At 37.9% G+C, this 19,127-nt stretch carries 17 protein-coding genes; 3 read left to right on the forward strand and 14 right to left on the reverse strand.

Annotated features, from left to right (window positions below; genetic code table 11):
- Positions 1-131 precede the first annotated feature (131 nt).
- The 4 genes from rfbD to dnaG all read right to left on the reverse strand — a co-directional run bounded on the left by rfbD (position 132) and on the right by dnaG (position 4,704).
- The gene (rfbD, locus tag GZ996_RS08250; RefSeq protein ID WP_161980135.1) at positions 132-983 is read right to left on the reverse strand and encodes a dTDP-4-dehydrorhamnose reductase; all 852 of its coding nucleotides are present in this window, start codon (positions 981-983) and stop codon (positions 132-134) included.
- A gap of 368 nt (positions 984-1,351) precedes the next feature.
- Complete coding sequence (locus GZ996_RS08255) at positions 1,352-1,687, reverse strand: metal-sulfur cluster assembly factor (RefSeq protein ID WP_156805472.1); 336 nt, start codon at positions 1,685-1,687, stop codon at positions 1,352-1,354.
- Between the two features lie 96 nt (positions 1,688-1,783).
- The gene (gene rpoD, locus GZ996_RS08260) at positions 1,784-2,893 is read right to left on the reverse strand and encodes an RNA polymerase sigma factor RpoD (protein WP_156805473.1); all 1,110 of its coding nucleotides are present in this window, start codon (positions 2,891-2,893) and stop codon (positions 1,784-1,786) included.
- 5 nt (positions 2,894-2,898) lie between these two features.
- On the reverse strand, positions 2,899-4,704 hold the full coding sequence (gene dnaG, locus GZ996_RS08265) for a DNA primase (protein ID WP_202922273.1): 1,806 nt from the start codon (positions 4,702-4,704) through the stop codon (positions 2,899-2,901).
- A gap of 132 nt (positions 4,705-4,836) precedes the next feature.
- On the opposite strand from dnaG, the gene mscL reads away from it, so the two are divergent.
- Positions 4,837-5,214 (forward strand): large conductance mechanosensitive channel protein MscL, encoded by a 378-nt coding sequence (gene mscL / locus GZ996_RS08270; RefSeq protein WP_162011809.1) that lies wholly within the window; start codon positions 4,837-4,839, stop codon positions 5,212-5,214.
- A gap of 131 nt (positions 5,215-5,345) precedes the next feature.
- Here mscL and GZ996_RS08275 read toward each other — a convergent pair whose 3' ends face one another.
- From GZ996_RS08275 to GZ996_RS08310, 8 genes are all read right to left on the reverse strand, one after another.
- Positions 5,346-6,116 (reverse strand): alpha/beta hydrolase, encoded by a 771-nt coding sequence (locus GZ996_RS08275; protein WP_162011810.1) that lies wholly within the window; start codon positions 6,114-6,116, stop codon positions 5,346-5,348.
- Positions 6,117-6,233: 117 nt separating this feature from the next.
- On the reverse strand, positions 6,234-7,895 hold the full coding sequence (locus GZ996_RS08280; RefSeq protein WP_156805477.1) for a ribonuclease J: 1,662 nt from the start codon (positions 7,893-7,895) through the stop codon (positions 6,234-6,236).
- A gap of 261 nt (positions 7,896-8,156) precedes the next feature.
- Positions 8,157-8,915 (reverse strand): ABC transporter ATP-binding protein, encoded by a 759-nt coding sequence (locus GZ996_RS08285; RefSeq protein WP_156805478.1) that lies wholly within the window; start codon positions 8,913-8,915, stop codon positions 8,157-8,159.
- The gene (locus GZ996_RS08290) at positions 8,912-9,778 is read right to left on the reverse strand and encodes an ABC transporter permease (RefSeq protein ID WP_162011811.1); all 867 of its coding nucleotides are present in this window, start codon (positions 9,776-9,778) and stop codon (positions 8,912-8,914) included. Before GZ996_RS08290 ends, GZ996_RS08285 begins: the two co-directional genes overlap by 4 nt.
- Before the next feature lie 24 nt (positions 9,779-9,802).
- Complete coding sequence (gene trpX, locus GZ996_RS08295) at positions 9,803-10,801, reverse strand: tryptophan ABC transporter substrate-binding protein (protein WP_162011812.1); 999 nt, start codon at positions 10,799-10,801, stop codon at positions 9,803-9,805.
- A 111-nt stretch (positions 10,802-10,912) separates the two neighbouring features.
- Entirely contained in the window at positions 10,913-12,088 is a 1,176-nt protein-coding gene (trpB, locus tag GZ996_RS08300) for a tryptophan synthase subunit beta (RefSeq protein ID WP_162011813.1), read from the reverse strand.
- Positions 12,089-12,455: 367 nt separating this feature from the next.
- Positions 12,456-13,394, reverse strand: coding sequence for a dihydroorotate dehydrogenase (locus GZ996_RS08305; protein WP_162011814.1), 939 nt, complete (start codon positions 13,392-13,394; stop codon positions 12,456-12,458).
- Positions 13,395-13,403: 9 nt separating this feature from the next.
- Positions 13,404-14,201, reverse strand: a complete 798-nt coding sequence (locus tag GZ996_RS08310; RefSeq protein ID WP_161980138.1) for a dihydroorotate dehydrogenase electron transfer subunit — start codon at positions 14,199-14,201, stop codon at positions 13,404-13,406.
- A gap of 258 nt (positions 14,202-14,459) precedes the next feature.
- Here GZ996_RS08310 and GZ996_RS08315 point away from each other — a divergent pair, with 258 nt between their 5' ends.
- Both GZ996_RS08315 and GZ996_RS08320 read left to right on the forward strand, forming a co-directional pair.
- Entirely contained in the window at positions 14,460-16,112 is a 1,653-nt protein-coding gene (locus tag GZ996_RS08315) for an Rqc2 family fibronectin-binding protein (RefSeq protein WP_162011815.1), read from the forward strand.
- Positions 16,113-17,018 (forward strand): LysR family transcriptional regulator, encoded by a 906-nt coding sequence (locus tag GZ996_RS08320; protein ID WP_156805485.1) that lies wholly within the window; start codon positions 16,113-16,115, stop codon positions 17,016-17,018.
- Positions 17,019-17,580: 562 nt separating this feature from the next.
- On the opposite strand, the gene GZ996_RS08325 is transcribed toward GZ996_RS08320, so the two are convergent.
- Both GZ996_RS08325 and deoD read right to left on the reverse strand, forming a co-directional pair.
- Complete coding sequence (locus tag GZ996_RS08325) at positions 17,581-18,351, reverse strand: LytR family transcriptional regulator (RefSeq protein ID WP_156805486.1); 771 nt, start codon at positions 18,349-18,351, stop codon at positions 17,581-17,583.
- Positions 18,344-19,057: a purine-nucleoside phosphorylase gene (gene deoD / locus GZ996_RS08330; RefSeq protein WP_156805487.1), complete on the reverse strand. Its 714-nt coding sequence runs from the start codon at positions 19,055-19,057 to the stop codon at positions 18,344-18,346. Before deoD ends, GZ996_RS08325 begins: the two co-directional genes overlap by 8 nt.
- Positions 19,058-19,127: the final 70 nt, after the last annotated feature.

Here is a 19,127-nt window from a genome sequence, read left to right on the forward strand (position 1 = left end):
TTGGTTTCAGAAACTTTGAAAACTTCAAAACTCGTATTTTCATTGCCATAAACATAAAACGAGAGAAGACAAGTCCTGTCCTCTCTCGGTGTTAAATGGGGCAACCCACTACAGTTGACAAAGAGCCTTTTTTATCTCTTGGTTTGTTTAAAAAATTCTTTTAAAGCATCTTGCCATGTTGGAATAACAAAGCCAGTTGATTTTGCTTTGTCTAAATTCATCGTTGAGTTAAGTGGACGCTTAGCTTTAGCTGGAAAGGCTGATGAATCAACAGGTACAACTTCCACATCGGTATCTTTTAGAATTTCCACCGCAAAATCATACCATGTAGTATCTTCTTTGGCATCATTTGACAAGTGATAATATCCAAATTCTTTTTGATTTTCTGCTAAGTAGCACATAAATTCTGCAAGTGTACGTGTCCATGTCGGACGGCCGTGTTGATCATTAACAACCGTTAAACGAGAGTGTTGCTTTGCCAAATTTTGCATAGTAAAGACAAAGTTTTTACCGTAATTTCCAAATACCCAAGCCGTTCGAATAATATAAAATTTATCAGCATATTTTTCAACCGCTTCTTCTCCTAAGCGTTTAGTGCGCCCATATTCTGTCTTAGGATCTGGTTTATCGGTCTCTAACCATTCTTGACCAACTGGTTTTTCACCATCAAAAACATAATCTGTTGAAATATAAACTAACGTTGCATCATATTTAGCAGCTGCTTTAGCAACATTTTCTGTACCAATCACATTGATCGCATGGTTTAATTCTTTTCCTTCATCTTCTGCTGCGTCAACCGCTGTATAGGCAGCACAGTGGTAGACTAAAGTTGGTTTCACTTGCCTAAAGACCTCATCGACTTTTTCAGCGTTTGTGATATCCATTTCGGCAACATCAACTGCAACATATTCTTCATTTCTTTCATCAAGCAAATAGCGGAGCTCTGTCCCAAGCTGTCCATTAGCACCCGTTACTAAAATCATATGATTCTCCTTAGATTGTATTTTCTCTATTGTACCAAAAAAAGGGTGATAAAGCACCCTTTTAATTTTCATGAATCATTCCCGTAGTTGCTAATGTCAATGAGTGATTTCAGGATAGAAAAGTCAATTTTTTGAAAATACAATCAAATAACCCATATTATGCACGATCCAACTGTCCTTACACCAACAATTTCAATTACCTTTATATCTGAAAACGCCAAAACTTTGTGGCGATAATGTTGAAAAATGGATGTTCTCCTATAAGTTGATAAGCTAAAACATTAATATCATGTGGCGATTTTTATTTTTATAGTCTTCCAATCGCTTGATAGGACCGGGAGGAAGAACAACGGGAATGCTTCTTCATATTAACGTATTCCGAGAGCAATCCGTGCATAACGACTTAGACGATCAACTGTCCAGGCTGGGTACCATACTAATTTAACATCCACTTTAGTGACTTCTGGAACTGACTTCATGGCATCATGAATTTGATCCGTGATTAAATCAGCCAAGGGGCACCCCATCGTCGTCAAAGTCATATCAATCTCAGCAGAACCATCTTGTTCAAAACGGATTTCATAAATTAAACCGAGATTAACAATATCAATGCCAAGCTCCGGATCGATAACTTCTTCTAACCCTTGAAGAATATTATCTTTAATGGCTAGAATCTCTTCATCGGTATATTTTTTATCTGACATATTATTCTTTCTAGTTGATAAATTGCTATCAACAATTACTAATCAGCTACAAAAATGATTAACTGTAAAACATCATTTTGTCTGAATGGTTAGCTGTTACTCATCCATAAAGTCCTTCAATTGTTTACTACGACTTGGATGGCGTAATTTGCGGAGCGCTTTAGCTTCAATTTGACGAATACGTTCACGAGTAACATTAAAGACTTTACCAACATCTTCAAGTGTACGCATTTTACCATCATCAAGACCGAAACGAAGACGAAGTACATTTTCTTCACGGTCTGTAAGAGTGTCTAAAACTTCATCTAGCTGCTCACGTAAAACAACGCGCGTCGTATAATCAACTGGATTTTCAATCACTTCATCTTCGATAAAATCACCTAAATGACTATCATCTTCTTCACCAATGGGTGTTTCTAACGATACCGGTTCTTGAGCAATTTTTAGAATTTCACGTACCTTATCCGGCGTCATATCCATACGTTTTGCAATTTGCTCTGGCGTCGGATCCTGACCTAATTCTTGTAAAAGATTACGTTGCTCACGGACTAATTTATTAATCGTTTCAACCATGTGAACAGGTATACGAATTGTTCTAGCTTGGTCCGCGATTGCACGTGTGATAGCTTGACGGATCCACCAAGTGGCATAAGTTGAAAATTTGAAGCCTTTTTCATAGTCAAACTTATCAACAGCTTTCATTAACCCCATATTTCCCTCTTGAATAAGATCGAGGAATTGCATCCCACGCCCAACATAACGTTTTGCAATAGAGACAACCAAACGCAGATTGGCTTCTGCCAAACGTTGCTTAGCTTGTAGATCACCAGCAGCAACTGCAACAGCCAGTTCTTTTTCTTCATCATTTGTCAATAATGGAACTGTCCCAATTTCTTTAAGATACATACGAACTGGATCGTTGACTTTAGCCGAATTTGATCCTAGTAACTCCTCATCTGTCAATTCTTCAGGCCGAATCTCTTCAACCACATATTTTGTTGATGGATTACCCTCTTTGTCTGTAATCGCAATTCCACCATCTGTTAAACGTTCTAATAAGTCATCAATTTGATCTGCATCAAGAACAAAAGGAATGACTAGTTTTTCAGTCACTTCTTCATCAATAGCTGTTCCATTTTTTTTATGATTACGAATGAAATCTGCTACTTGAACATTAAATGTAGTGTTTGTTTTTTTAGTTGCCATATATTTTATTCCAACTTTCTTTTTTGGGAAATGAGGGCTTGCAATTCCTCAACAGCTCGGTCAATATCTCCATGATTACTGGATTCACGAATGGATTTAGCCGTGTGGCGAAATTTCTGCTCTTCTAAAAGTCGATAAATCCTTTCTTCTATTTGTACAATTTCTCCTTCAGCAACTTCAGGAGGCAATATTTCCTCAAGAACCTGATAATAGGCCCGGTTTTCTTCTTCCGATAATAAACTTAAATCTAGGGCACTAATCTCACCAGATTTCTTCAAAAGCAAATAAAGTGATTGAAGTTCTGGAATTTTAAATGAAAAATCTGAACGATTTTTAAACTCATTAAGTAGATAAGGATGGTGTAAAATCCTGTGAAACAGTTGATTTTCTGCTTTGTGAAGAGCTGTGAGTGCCTTACTTAAAGGAAGGTTTTTTATGACTTGCCGTTCTTGGTAAGTTTTCTCTTGGCGTTCTTTGCGGTCAATCAATCGATGATTGTTAACAGCTTGTTCAACCTGCATATAATCAAAGTCAGGTAATAAATCCGCCACCAAATTAATATAGGTATTTTGCGCTGTAAGGGACGGCACTTGAGCAATCAATTCAGAAATCTTCTCAACATAAGCAATTTGCGCTTGAAGGTTATCAGTATTCACAGGTTTTAGATAATAAATCCAAAACTCTGTAGATGATAGCCGTGATTGCGTTAAAAGCTTTGCTAGTGCTTCTTCAGAATGTCTTTGTAAAAACTCATCAGGGTCCAATTGATTTGGCATACGGACAATTTCAACAGTCATCTCCCTCAAAATTTCTAGAGATTTCGCAATAGCATTTTGTCCAGCTGAATCACCATCATAAGTCAGTATAACCTTTTTAGTATACTGTTTTAGATGACGAACATGTTCAGGTGTCAGAGCAGTTCCCATAGAAGCCACCGCATTGGTTATACCTGAGCGGTAAGCTGCAATAACATCCATAAAACCTTCCATCAGATAGATTTCATGCGTTTTTTTAGCCACCGCTTTTGCTCTATCCATATGATATAATTCGTAAGATTTATTAAAAACTGGGGTTGTACGCGTATTTTTATATTTCGCTTGCCCTTTTTCTTTGTCCTCTTCTGTCCAAATACGCCCCGAAAAACCTAAAATATGTCCACCATCATCAGTTAATGGAAACATAATCCGATTTTGGAACGCATCAAAAATACGATTGTTTTCTGAAAGATTGAACAAACCTGCTTGCATCAAAGTGTCTTCATCATATTTTTTTGACATTGCTTGGTACAGATAGTCAGGTTCACTTGGAGAAAGTCCGATATTAAAATATGAAATGATTTCATCTGTCAGACCACGACTATAAAGGTAATTTTTAGCTTCTTGTCCTTGCGTTGTTGTCATCAGAACTGCATGGTAAAACTTACTTGCATCTTGGTTAAGCAAAAAAATTTTCTGATGGGGATGTACCTGCGTTCGTTTAACTTGTGGCTCTTGAACAGCAATGCTAATACCAGATCGTTCAGCCAAAATCTGAACACTTTCCATAAAGGTAATTTGACGATACTCTTCAAGAAACTTAAAGACATCTCCTGATTTCCCACAACCAAAACAGTGATAAAATTGTTTATCTTCAATAACATTAAAGGAAGGAGTTTTTTCATTATGGAATGGGCAAAGTCCCAAAAAATTCCTGCCGGCTTTTGTAAGCGAAACAACTTCACCAATGATATCGACAATATTAATAGCATTTTTGATGTCAGCAATCTGATCTTTACTAATCGCCAAATCATCACCTCCACACAAAAAGCCCATTTTAGATTTATGTTTTATTATAACATGTTAAGAAAATAGTGTAAATGAAAAAAATCAGCCATTTCATTTGCCTTTCCATTTGATATTCGTTATACTTATACAGTAATAAATTTAAAGGGGATTTTTAATTATATGATTAAAGATTTGAAAAACTTCTTGTTCCGTGGGAACATTCTTGATCTTGCTGTCGCTGTCATCATCGGTGGCGCTTTCGGTGCAATCATCACATCATTTGTCAGTGACATCATTACACCACTTATTTTGAACCCAGCTTTAAAAGCAGCAAATGTTGAAAATATTGCACAACTGACTTGGAATGGTGTTAAATATGGTAGCTTCTTAAGTGCTATTATCAACTTCCTTATCGTTGGTACTTCTCTCTTCTTTGTTGTAAAAGCTGCTGAAAAAGCAACTGCTCTTACTAAAAAAGCTGAAGAGGAAACCGCTGAAGCAGCTGGACCAACTCAAGAAGAACTTCTTGCAGAAATCCGTGATCTTCTAAAAAAATAAAATTACCAAAAAGCACTTCAATAAGAGGTGCTTTTCCTATATCAATAACAGTAGATAAATGAGTCTGGGACAAACCAGAACGATGCAGATCCCACTCTAGTTCCTCACTACTAATCTTAGTCTGTTTAATATTAACTCAATCGTTCTTCTGTCACATAATCAATTGGCAACATTTCTAAAAAGGCTTCAATTTGTTTTTCCCAATAATACCAATCATGTGTACCATGAGCTTTACGATAATCAATTGCTATCCCCATTTCTTTAAGGTCAGCGATAGCTTTTTCATTAGTTGCAAAAAGAAAATCTTCTTGTCCACACCAAGCATAGAGGTTTGTTTTTCCATCAAAATCCTTTGCATGATAAGACAAGGTGTGCTTAGAAAGATTTTCAGCTGTGAGTGGTCCAAAAATACCTGTCCAATAGGGAATTTCATTTTCTGTTGTATGCTCTAATATCTTCTCATCAGTAATTAAGGCTCCAGAAAATGAACCGGCCCAACTGAATTGGTTACTCGTTAAAGCAATTTTAAAAGCTCCATAGCCACCCATAGAAAGACCTGCAATAAAGGTTTTATCACGTTTAGTTGTCATATTAGGCAAAAAGTCACGCATCACCTTAGGTAATTCTACTGCAATGGCATCATAGTAATTGACTCCACTAGCTGTATTGGTATACCAACCGTTATCACTATTTGGCATGATAATAATTAAATTTGTGTGCCTTACTAACCGCTGAAGATTTGTGTGATTATTCCAAGAATTTTCATTACCATTCATTCCATGAAGCAAATAAAGAACCGGAATCTCTTTACGATTGCCAATTCCCAAATCAGGATAAATGACATTAACCTGACTACGTTGTTTAAGAACTTCTGAATTGTATTCAATTTGTAAAAATGCCATATACACTCTCTCCCATCCATTTTTCCATTATATCACAAGAAATTTGCAACTCCAAAATTTGCTATATATATAATATGAAGAAATCCCACCTCAACTGAGGTAGGATTGATTTTCAAATCAACGAACTTCCATAATAACTGGTAGAACCGCTGGGCGGCATTTTGTTTGATCAAAAAGGAATTTGCTTAACTCATCTCGTACAACTGATTTTAGCTCTGACCAATCAAAACCATCTTTAGCAAAATAATTTTCAACCGTTGTATTAACTAGATCAGCAGATTCGCGCATGATATCACGACTCTTCTTGACGTAAACAAAACCACGTGTGTGGACTTTTGCTTTTGAAATAATCTTCTTTTGACGTCTATTGACGGTCAAAGCAACGATGAAAATACCATCTTCTGACAAAATTTTACGGTCACGAAGAACAATATTACCAACATCACCCATAGCATTTCCATCAATCATGACATCACTAGCTGGAATACCACCTTCATGAAGGAAACCTTGGTCAGACAGGTGCATCACATCTCCGCGCTTCACGATATAAATATTTTCTGGCAATATTCCAATTTCTTCAGCAAGATTTGCATGGGCTGCTAAATCACGGTATTCCCCTTGAATTGGGAAAAGGTATTTAGGTTTCATAAGATTCAACATCAACTGTAAATCACGCCCGTTAGCGTGTCCAGACACGCGCAGATTTTGTGTAATCATCTTAACAGAACCACCAGCCTTGTAAATCATATTGTTGACACGAGCTACGACTGCTTCCTTAGCAATGCTTGGCGTAGTAACAATATAAACTAAATCACCATCTTTAATCTGAACATAGCGATGACGTCCGATTGCCATTTTTTGCAAACCATTAATCGGCTCTCCCATTCGACCAGCTTCAAGAATAATTAATTCATGATCTTCATATTTGTCCATATCTTTTGCTTTGATAATCAATCGATCGTTAAAGACCGATAGTTTATTAAGTTTAATAGCTGTGCGGACAATATTTTCAACGTCAAAACCTGTCAGAACCACACGGCGACCAAAGCGTGCTGCTGCATCAAATACCTGCTGAATACGAACAAGGTTTGAAGCTACAGCAGCGACAATCACGCGCCCGTGCGCTTCTTCAATAACATTGTTCATCTCGACACCAACTTCTGCTTCACTGGCAATTTGAACATTACTCGTCGCATTAGCTGAATCTGATAAGAGGGCAAGAACGCCTTCACGGCCAATTTCAGCTAAACGCCCTAAATCTGTTTCATAGAAGCGACTGGCTGCTTGGTCAAACTTAAAGTCACCAGTATAGACAATATTGCCTTTCTCCGTTCCGATTACAACTCCCAAACTTTCTGGAATAGAGTGAGTTGTTTTGAAAAAAGAAATTGTCGCTTCTTTAAAATCAATCTCAGTAGCACTATCAACAACGTGAAAATTGTTAAATTTCTTAGTGCTATTATTTTTTTTAACCATCAATTTGGCTAATTCAATCGTTAATTCTGAACCAAATACAGGCACCTTAACTTCTTGTAAAAGATATGGCAAAGCTCCAATGGCGTCAGCATGTCCATGGGTCAAAAAAACACCTTGAACACGATCTTTATTTTCAGCTAAATACTCTAAGTTGGGAATAACAACATCTACCCCCAGTTGTTCATTTTCAGGATATTTTAATCCCGCATCTAAAATGAAAATAGCTTCATTAACTTCCACTAAGTAAAAATTCTTACCATTTTCACGCACGCCACCTAAGGCAATGATTTTTATATCACTCATTTTTGAAAATCCTTGGGTCAAGACTTTACTTATCTTAACCCCAGCCTAGATAAACCGACTAGGCACTCCTTTCTTATGTCTTATCTATTGAGAAAATCATAAAACTTTTCTCTAATTATAAATTATTACAAACGTTCCTTACGTCCTTCATACAAGTATTTGCTAAGGTTGGTAAGTCGAATTACAGTCCCTTGTATTATACCATATTTGAAAATATTTTTCTGAAAAGACAATTAAAAAGTCTGCACGAGGCAGAGCTTTTCATTCAAAAATTTGATAATAATCACTGATGGTCATCTGAGCTTTTTCTGCTGTAGATACGTCTTTTACAATTTTACCATTTTTCATGACTAGAACACGATTACCATAGGTAAGAGCATCTTCCATACGATGCGTAATCATCAGTGCTGTCAGATGGTCTTCTTTAACAAAATGATCCGTTAAAGTCATCAATGAAGTTGAGGTTTTAGGGTCAAGAGCGGCGGTATGTTCATCCAATAGTAAGAGCTTTGGACGTTTTAGCGTTGCCATTAAAAGGCTTAGCGCCTGCCTTTGCCCACCAGATAAAAGACCAGCTGGTGTCATTAAATGGCGTTCTAATCCATTTTCAGTTTTTGCTAAAAGTGTCAAAAACTCATCTGAAAATTCCTGAAGTTTTCTTGGTAAAAGTCGGCGCTTTTCTCCACGATACTTAGCAATAAGTAAATTCTCAGCAACCGTCATACGAGGAGCAGTTCCCATCTTTGGGTCTTGAAAGACACGAGACAAATAATTAGCACGTTTTTCAGCTGGTAGATGCGTCACATCTTCCCCCATGATAAAAATGTTACCGCTAGTCAACATGAGTGTCCCTGCAATGACATTGAAAAGCGTAGATTTTCCTGCACCGTTACCACCTAGAATGGTTAAAAAATCATGCTCATAAATAGTCAAATTAACATCGTCTAAAATGACCTTGACCTCATCAAAACCGTTGTTAACACGGACTGTGGCATTTTTTAATTCTACAATTTTGGTCATCTTGATAGGGTCACTCCTTTCAATACTTTTTCTTTTACTGTTGGGAAAACAAGGCAGAGGGCAAGAACAATAGCACTATATATTTTAAGGTAATTACTATTAAAGCCTAGAGCAAGAATAGTCGTAATTAAAGCCCAGTAAAGAATACTGCCAACGACTATAGCAATCAAGCGCTCTAGTAGGGTTAAATTGCTATAAAGAACTTCACCAATAATAATACTGGCCAGACCAACAACGATAATCCCAATACCTTTTTGCACATCTGCATATCCATCTTGTTGAGCAATAAGAGCACCTGCAAGAGCAATAATTCCATTGGAAACAACCAAGCCCATTACTTCCATACGGTCAGTATTGATACCAAAGCTCTTGGCCATATCTCTATTATCTCCCGTAGCAATATAAGCCTGCCCCAACTGTGTATGTAAGAAGAAAATTAAAGAAGCAATCACTATCGTAACTGAAATCAGCCCTAGCAATAAAACATTGACATCCTTACTAAAGGGTAAGAAATCAATTAAAGTTTTTCGTCCAAGAAGACCTAAATTAGCCCTTCCCATAATCATAAGCATAATTGAGTTAGCTGATGTCATGACTAAAATCCCTGCTAAAATGGTTGGAATTTTCCCCTTTGTATACAGAAGTCCAGTCACCACTCCTGCCAAACACCCTGCTAACATTCCTAATAAAGTTGCAAAAAGTGGATTGATATGATGATTGATTAAAGTGACTGCTACTGCCGCTCCTAATGGAAAAGAGCCCTCTGTCGTCATATCTGGAAAATTTAAAATTCTAAAGGTGAGGTAAATTCCTAACCCTAAAATACCATACAGGAATCCCTGTGACACTGCTGAAATAATCATGTTTCTATCCTTATATTGTTCTATCTATTCTTGTATTTTGACGACATCTGCTTCTTCTAATATCTCTTTTGGAAGTGTGATGCCAAGAAGCTCTGCTGCTTTAGGGTTAACAAGCGGTTTACCAGTATCAATAATAGCTACAGGAACATTTTTCACTTCTTGCCCTGCTAAGAGTTTAGCAGCAATCTTGGCCGTCTCTCGTCCTAATTCGTACTGACTTTGAGAAATCGCTGCCAGACTTCCTTGAGCTACCATGGTGTCAACACTTGAGTACACTGGCAACTTAGCTTCATTGGCTACTCCGATAACGGTTGGAAAAGCTGATGCGATGGTATTGTCTTGAGGGACAAAAATGGCATCTACCTTATCAACAACGATTCCCATTGTAGCTGTAATGTCATTACTTGAAGGAACGGCAAACTCAATAATTTCAACCCCTTGCTCTTGTGCTGATTTACGGAACTCTTTTACTTGTGAAATGGAGTTATCTTCACTGCTTGCGTAGAGTACACCAATTTTCTTGACATTAGGAGTAAGTTTACCAATCAAATCCACTGTTTGTTTGACAGGAACGATATTTGATGTTCCTGTAACATTTCCTTCAGGTTTTTGTAAATCAGTAACTAATTTTGCACCAACAGGATCTGATATAGCTCCCATAACGACTGGAATATCTGTTGTTGCATTTGCTAAACCTTGTGCTGCTGGGGTGGCAATTCCAATGACTAAATCATTAGATTTAACTAGCTGATCTGACATGGTTTTGATTTTGCTCTGATCAGCTTCCGCATTCAGTTGTGTTAATTGAACCGTTGTTCTATCGTAACCTGCATCAGCTAAACCATCAACGATTCCTTGATTAATAGCATCAAGGGCTTCATGGGTAACAAACTGTAAGATTCCGATTTTAACAACCTGATTTTCAGAAGATTTTGGCGCTCTGCCATTTTCTCTAGCAAAAATCGCGAACAAAGTTAAGAGTGTAATAGCAGTAAGTGTGGCAATAAGTCCTTTGTGTTTCATAAGTTTTCCTTCTTTTATAACTATCGAATTAGAAGCCTGTTATTAACAACAGCAAAACAGCTTCTTACATTTTCTAATCTAGCATTAAGTCTCTAATAAATGATTGATAGACTATTTATTTTCCAAATAATCAGCAATAGATGCAACATCTTTGTCTCCACGACCTGAAAGATTGACGATAATAATTTGGTCTTTAGACATATACGGTGCTCTTTTGATTGCTTCAGCTAAAGCATGTGAACTTTCAATTGCTGGAATTATTCCTTCCATTTTTGAAAGTAAGAGTAATGCTTGGACAGCCTCATCATCTGTTGCAGAAACATATTCAACGCGGCCATCTTCCTTTAGGAAAGCATGTTCTGGACCTACTCCTGGATAATCTAGTCCCGCTGAAATTGAATAAACAGGGGCTACCGATCCATCTTTTTCAAAAAGTGCAAAAGTCTTCATGCCATCAATAATTCCCACACTTCCCTTGGTCATGGTTGCAGCGTGTTTCTCTGTATCAACACCATGTCCAGCCGCTTCAACACCGATCAAAGTCACTGAATTATCTGTTATATATTCCGAAAAAGCGCCAATAGCATTAGATCCACCACCAACACAGGCAATGACGGCATCTGGAAGACGGCCTTCTTTGTCCAAAATCTGTTGACGGGATTCTTCAGAAATGATTTTTTGGAATTCATGCACGATACTTGGGTAAGGGTGCGGTCCAACAGCAGAACCAAGTACATAGAAGGCGTCCAAATCAGCCATCCATGCCGCAAAAGCAGCGTCTACTGCTTCTTTTAGAGTAGCGGTACCAGCTTCAACCGCGTGTACTCTAGCTCCCATCATTTCCATACGGAAAACGTTGAGGCGTTGGCGTTTTACATCTTCAGCACCCATGTAGACATCACAGGCCATGCCGAATTTGGCTGCTGCTGCCGCTGTAGCCACACCGTGTTGACCTGCACCTGTCTCTGCAATCACACGTGTTTTACCCATACGCTTTGCAAGTAGGATTTGACCCAAAACGTTATTTAATTTATGAGAACCCAGATGATTTAAATCTTCACGCTTTAAGTAAATTTTGGCTCCTCCAAGATAGTTTGTTAAACTCTCTGCAAAATAGAGTGGAGTTTCACGCCCTGCATAATCTGTCAAATAATAGTGATATTCTTTTAAAAATTCATCGTCTTTACGGTATTTTTCAAAAATATCTTCTAACTCATTTAGTAATGTTTGGATTTCTTTTGGAACAAATGAACCACCAAAATCACCATAAAATCCTTTTTGTGTCATATCATTTCCTACTTTCTGTTTTGAAAACTAGGCTATTGAACAATAATTTGTCTTGGAGGTATGCAAAAAAGCGCCTAGTTTCCTATGACGCTTTTCTTTTTGAAATCTAAGACAAGCGGCACAGATACTTTTTTGAAGTACTCCAAAAAGTCGTATCTATGCCAAAACATAAACACAACTCTATAGACGCCAGCTTTGCCAGTTTGTAGATGTGAATGATTTCATGTCAAAGACTCCTCTCGTTTAATTTCCTTAATTATAACTTAAATTTTAAAAATTGCAAGACTTTTTATAAAATTTTCTAAATTTTTTAACAGATTTTTTAGTGGCATATTGTCAATTCCTATCAATTATCTCTTTATCACCTTTACCCTCTCAGTTCCTCTCGCACTTCTTTTCTGAGTGTTTCTAAATTAGAAATTCCATACTTGTCCATAACTTTTGGCAAATCTGTGATGATATTTGGACAGGCATAGGGGTCAGTAAAGTTGGCCGTCCCTACTCCGATTGCTGAGGCACCAGCAATCATCATTTCGAGAGCTGCTTCTGCAGAGTCCACACCACCCATACCAATAATTGGTAAATCTGTCATCTGTGCCACTTGACGAATGAGCTTTAGAGCAACTGGAAAAATAGCAGGTCCTGACATGCCACCTTGACCATTGGTTATGATTGGTTTTCTCGTTTTTAAATCATATCTCGTTCCAACTAAAGTATTAATCATAGTAAAACCCGTTGCTCCCGCAGCTTCGACTGCTTTAGCAACAGTTATAATATCAGAAACACTTGGGGTTAATTTGACATAAACTGGAACGTCAGACTGTTCAACACTAGCTTTTACTGCTGCATAGGCCAATTCTGGAACCTGACCAATTAACAAGCCATTGTTTCCGTGGTCAACATTAGGACATGAGATATTCAGTTCAATGGCCTTAACATTTGGTGCTTTAGAGATTTTTCCAGAAACATAGGCATATTCCTCATTAGAAAAGCCTGCTACATTTGCAATAATGGGCAAGTCTGGAAAGTGCTGTGCTAACCATGGTAATTTTTCAGCTAAAACGGAATCGACTCCTGGATTTTGAAGTCCAATCGCATTAAGCATACCAGACGGTGTTTCAGCAACACGGGGTGTTGGATTTCCAAAACGAGGCATTGCTGTGGTAGCTTTAATCATGATAGACCCCAATTGATTAAGGTCATAATATTTAGCGTATTCTTGACCGAAACCGAAACAACCAGAAGCTGGAATAATAGGATTTTTCAAGTCAAGACCTGGTAATGCAATCTGTAAACGTTTAGACATAGAATCCTCCTATAAAACGATTGTTCCCGTTGGAAAGATTGGACCATCTTCACAAACACGTTTATTGGCAACTTCTGATTCATTTTTCAAGTGAACCACACATGCGTAACAAGCTCCCATGCCACAAGCCATGCGTTCTTCCATTGAGATAAAGGCATGTGGATGGTTTTCAAAGCGCTTATCAACATACTTAAGCATGCCGGGTGCACCGCAGCTATAAATAGCATCTGCTATCCAATCAAAGCCATCAATAACAGTTGATACATAGCCCTTGATACCATAGCTACCATCATCTGTCGTTACGTAAACATCACCATACTGGCACAGTTTTTCTTCTAAAATAACAGCATCTTTATTGGCAAAACCAATCACGGAAATAACTTTTACACCTTTCTCATATAATTGTTTAGCTGTTTCAACAAGTGGAGGTACACCAATTCCTCCTCCAATAAGGAGAGCTGTTTGACCATTTCCTACCACCGATAAATCAAAGCCATTTCCTTGAGGACCCATGACATCAAGTCTATCTCCTACCTTTAACTGAGAGAGAATAGCTGTACCAGCGCGCTCAACACGATAAACAATGGTCACTTGTTCTCTATCCTTATCAATTTCAGAAATAGAAATGGGACGACGTAAGAGTTTAGACGCGTCAGGAACACGTATGTGCAAAAACTGTCCTGCTTCCATCTGTTGAACCAAATCACCTGTTAAAACCATTTCAAAAATAGATGGTGCGATTTCACGCTGACTAACAATGGTCATCACTTCTTTTAAAATCGCTTTTTTACCACAACCCAAGCCCATAATGTTCTCACTTTCTATATGCAAAAAGACCCTGTCCATAACTGAGGCAAGGTCGGCTGTTCACAAAAAGACACACTACAGTCCTAGTGCTTTTTTCCTACCTTGTCGCCTCTCTGGACGTCTTAAAGGTTTATTGACGTTTTCGGGTATTATACCTTAATTATAGGCACTTGTCAAAGCAGAATTTTAAGATAATTTTTGGTATAATATCACCTATGATAAATTGAACGATACTTCATAAAAAAGAAAGGAGACTGCATGTCTTTCGACGGTTTTTTTCTCCATCATTTGACCAATGAATTGCGAGATCAGGTTCTATACGGGCGCATTCAAAAGGTTAATCAGCCATTTGAACAAGAATTAGTCTTAACGATTCGCAATAATCGACAGAATTATAAACTGTTATTATCAGCGCATCCTGTTTTTGGACGTATTCAAACAACAACTGCAGATTTTCAAAATCCACAAAATCCCAATACCTATACCATGATTATGCGAAAATATCTTCAGGGGGCTGTCATCGAGGGTATTCAACAGATTGAAAACGATCGTATTCTTGAAATCTCAGTTTCTAACAAAAATGAGATTGGAGATGCTATCAAAGTTACTCTTGTTGTCGAAATAATGGGAAAACATTCTAACATTATCTTGATTGATAAAAACGAAAGTAAGATCATTGAATCAATCAAGCATGTTGGTTTTTCTCAAAACTCTTACCGCACTATTTTACCAGGGTCCACTTATATTGCTCCGCCAAAAACAAACGCGCTAAATCCCTTTGACATCTCTGATACTAAGCTCTTTGAAATCTTACAAACTGAGGACTTATCTCCTAAAAATCTTCAGAAGCTTTTTCAAGGACTAGGTCGCGATACAGCAAGTCAATTGGCTGCGCAGCTTGGAACGGATAAACTTAAACAGTTTCGTGCTTTCTTTTCCCAAGAAACCCAGCCTAATTTAACAGAAAAAAGCTTTGCAGCTCTGCTATTTTCCGATAGTAATCAAACCTTTGAGACACTATCAGAGCTCTTGGACTTTTTCTATGGGAAAAAGGCGGAGAGGGACAGAATTGCCCAGCAAGCGAGTGATTTGCTCCATCGTGTTCAAAATGAACTAGAAAAGAATCGTAAAAAATTAGGCAAGCAAGAGACTGAACTTTTAGCAACTGAAAATGCTGAAGAATTCCGCCAAAAAGGGGAACTTTTGACAACATATCTCAGCTTGGTACCAAACAATAAAGACTCTGTTGAGCTTGATAACTACTATACTGGTGAAAAAATCACCATTGCGCTTGATGTCGCGCTCACACCCAATCAAAATGCCCAGCGCTATTTTAAAAAATATCAAAAATTGAAAGAGGCTGTGAAACACTTAACTGGTCTCATTGAAGATACTAAACAAACCATTGAGTATTTTGAATCCGTTGATTATAATCTCTCACAGGCTAACATGGATGAGATTGAAGATATCCGTGAAGAATTGGTTCAGGCTGGTCTTATGAAACGCCGTACTACTGATAAACGCCATAAGCGCAAGAACCCTGAGCAATATCTAGCTTCTGACGGAACAACCATTATCATGGTGGGACGGAACAACCTTCAAAATGAAGAACTAACCTTTAAAATGGCTAAAAAAGGTGAACTGTGGTTCCACGCTAAAGACATTCCTGGTTCTCATGTCATTATCAAAGATAATCTTGATCCCTCTGATGAAGTTAAGACGGATGCTGCTGAGCTTGCTGCCTACTATTCTAAAGCAAGACTCTCCAATCTTGTCCAAGTAGATATGATTGAGGCCAAAAAACTCAATAAACCTACTGGTGGAAAACCTGGTTTTGTAACTTATACAGGACAAAAAACCTTACGTGTGACCCCTACCGAAGAAAAAATTCAAAGCATGAGGTTAAACTAAATGCGAATCCAACAATTACACTATATTATCAAAATCGTTGAAACTGGTTCGATGAATGAAGCTGCTAAACAGCTCTATATCACGCAACCCAGCCTCTCAAATGCTGTTCGTGACCTTGAACGTGAGATGGGAATTGATATTTTTATTCGTAATCCCAAGGGTATTACATTGACTAAAGATGGGGTGGAATTTCTCTCCTACGCCCGTCAAGTCGTGGAACAAACATCCCTTTTGGAAGAACGCTATAAAAATCCAACTGCCAATCGAGAACTCTTCTCTGTATCTTCACAGCACTACGCCTTTGTCGTTAATGCTTTTGTTTCCTTGTTAAAAGGAACTGATATGAGTCGTTATGAGCTTTTTCTTCGTGAAACCAGAACTTGGGAAATCATCGATGATGTCAAGAACTTCCGTTCTGAGATTGGGGTACTGTTCCTCAATAATTATAATCGAGATGTTCTGACTAAGTTATTCGATGACAATCGTCTTATCTCTACTCCTCTTTTTACAGCTAAACCACATATCTTTGTCTCAAAAACTCACCCTTTGGCTAAAAAAGACTTGGTTAGCATAGAAGATTTGGAAGAGTATCCTTACTTCTCCTACGACCAAGGTATTCATAATTCGTTCTACTTTGCAGAAGAAATTTTAGCTCATATTCCACACAATAAATCAATTGTTGTCTCCGACCGTGCAACCCTCTTCAACCTCCTTATAGGTTTGGATGGCTATACGATTGCAACAGGTATTCTCAACAGTAATCTTAATGGTGATAATATTGCATCAATTCCTCTTGATGTAGATGATGACATTGAACTAGTCTATATCCAACATGAAAAAGCAAATCTATCAAAAATGGGTGAGAAATTTATTGACTACCTACTAGAAGAAGTAAAATTTGACTAATCATTAGAAAATAGAAAAAGAGGTTGGGACAAAAAAATATCTCAACCTTCTTTTTTGATAGTGACAACAGATTGACGCAGTGGTTGATTGGAGGTCTGTAGGTGGATACTTCCTTCATTTTCAAGTGTCCACCTCAAATAGTCCACCGGACTATTTGAGTACCACGCAATCGTTAGCGGTCATCCTATACGAATGTGATGAACGTCGTTCATCTTATTTTCAACCTCCAAAGGTCACCCAGACATTTGGAGCTGTGCGGAGGTGGGAGTGAAACTGTCCAGTGGACAGTTTCAGCCTGAGCTTAGACATCAGAGAGCGAAGGGAAGTCAAGACTTCGAAATCATGACTTCTTATACTCATGCTTCTTAGGCGATATTTTGGAGTTCTCGTAGATAGAGTGGATTAGTTTGTCCCTCGATAGATTTTATCATTAAGTTATCAACCACAACGCCCTCACTAAGAGTATAGCACTTAGTGAGGGCTTTGCCTATTGGTTGTCATTGTTTTGTGGGTGTGAGATCTGCCATCGTACTGGTTTGTCCCACTCTCTTTTGCTAGTAGTCTATACTTCCGGTAAAAGTTGAGATTTGATGATTTCATTCACCTTATCATAGTAAAACTCTTTAGTCTCATAGACAACACCTAATTGCTGTGCTAGATAAATAATTTTTTCTAAAAAAATCTGTGACGAAAATTTGGTTGTACGATGCAGTTCTTCCTCATCAAAGGGTTTGATGAGATGAGCTAGAGGATTTCGCACAGCTTTTTCCAACTGTCGTAACTGTGCAACAGTATCTTTAATAGATCTAGAAAAGTCAGTCACCTCAATCAAATCTGCTAAACTTTTTGATGTTACTTTACTGTCTCGGCGCTCCGCCACAAAAGCCTGAATAAAAGGATTATCTGATCTAGCCATCTCATTAAACTTCCAACTATCGTACTGATCTGATTTAGTATCATGAATAAATTGGGTTAGTTCTGGTACCTTTTGCTGAGCTAATCGTAAAAACAATCGGTATAGAATCGGACTAACTGCACGAACAAAATCAATGATATCCGCATTTTTCACCTTTGCTTCAAGATCCATAATATAATTGGCTAGTAGTTCTTCTTCATAGGCATTCGATAAAAGGTGGAGCTGATAACGCTCTTCAATTTGGCGAAGTTCATTTTCATGTTTAAAGAGATAGGCTACGTTAAGTTCTCTTCGCTCTTTTAACATCTCTAATAGAAATTGGGTTTCACTAGGTAAGCGATTTATTCGCTCAGCTATTTTCCAAGCCTGATGATAGGCATAAAGATCTAGAAGAACTTTCAACGTTTCATTAGTCATTGGCAATCAAGGTTTCCAAACCAACCTTCATCATGTCTGTGAAAGTATTTTGACGTTCCTCTGCTGTCGTGTCTTCCTCTGGATTTACTAAACTATCAGAGATAGTCATGATACCAAGGGCTTGGACCTTGTGTTGTGCAGCAAGGTAGTAAAGAGCAGCTGCTTCCATTTCAATCGCCTTAACACCAAGTGTTCCAAGTTGCATGTTACGCTCAGGCATATTTGAGTAGAAGACATCTGATGATAGGACAGAACCAACGTGTGTTGTCATGCCTAAATCTTTTGCGATATGATAGGCCTTGTCAAGAAGGTCAAAGTCTGCTATTTGTGGGAAATCGTACTCAGGCCAGTCATTGCGAATGATGTTAGAGTTAGTTGCAGCAGCTTGTGCCAAAACAAGTTCACGAACGTGTACATCTGGGTCAATTGATCCAGCAGTTCCTACACGGATGAGTTTTTTCACCCCGTAGTCCACAATAAGCTCACGCGCATAGATAGAGATTGATGGCATTCCCATCCCTGTCCCCATGACTGAAACGCGATGACCTTTATAAGTCCCTGTATAGCCAAACATGTTACGAACTTCATTAAAGCAAACAGCATCTTCAAGAAAATTCTCTGCGATAAACTTAGCACGTAACGGGTCTCCCGGAAGTAAAATTTTATCGGCAATTTCGCCTGGTTTTGCTGAAATATGAATTGACATTCTTTATATCTCCTTGTTTTCTTTCTTATGTTTTTATTTAGGAAATTAGAGAGTAAACTACTATGTTTAT

This window comes from Streptococcus sp. S784/96/1, assembly GCF_902729355.1.
GTDB classification, from domain to species: domain Bacteria; phylum Bacillota; class Bacilli; order Lactobacillales; family Streptococcaceae; genus Streptococcus; species Streptococcus caledonicus.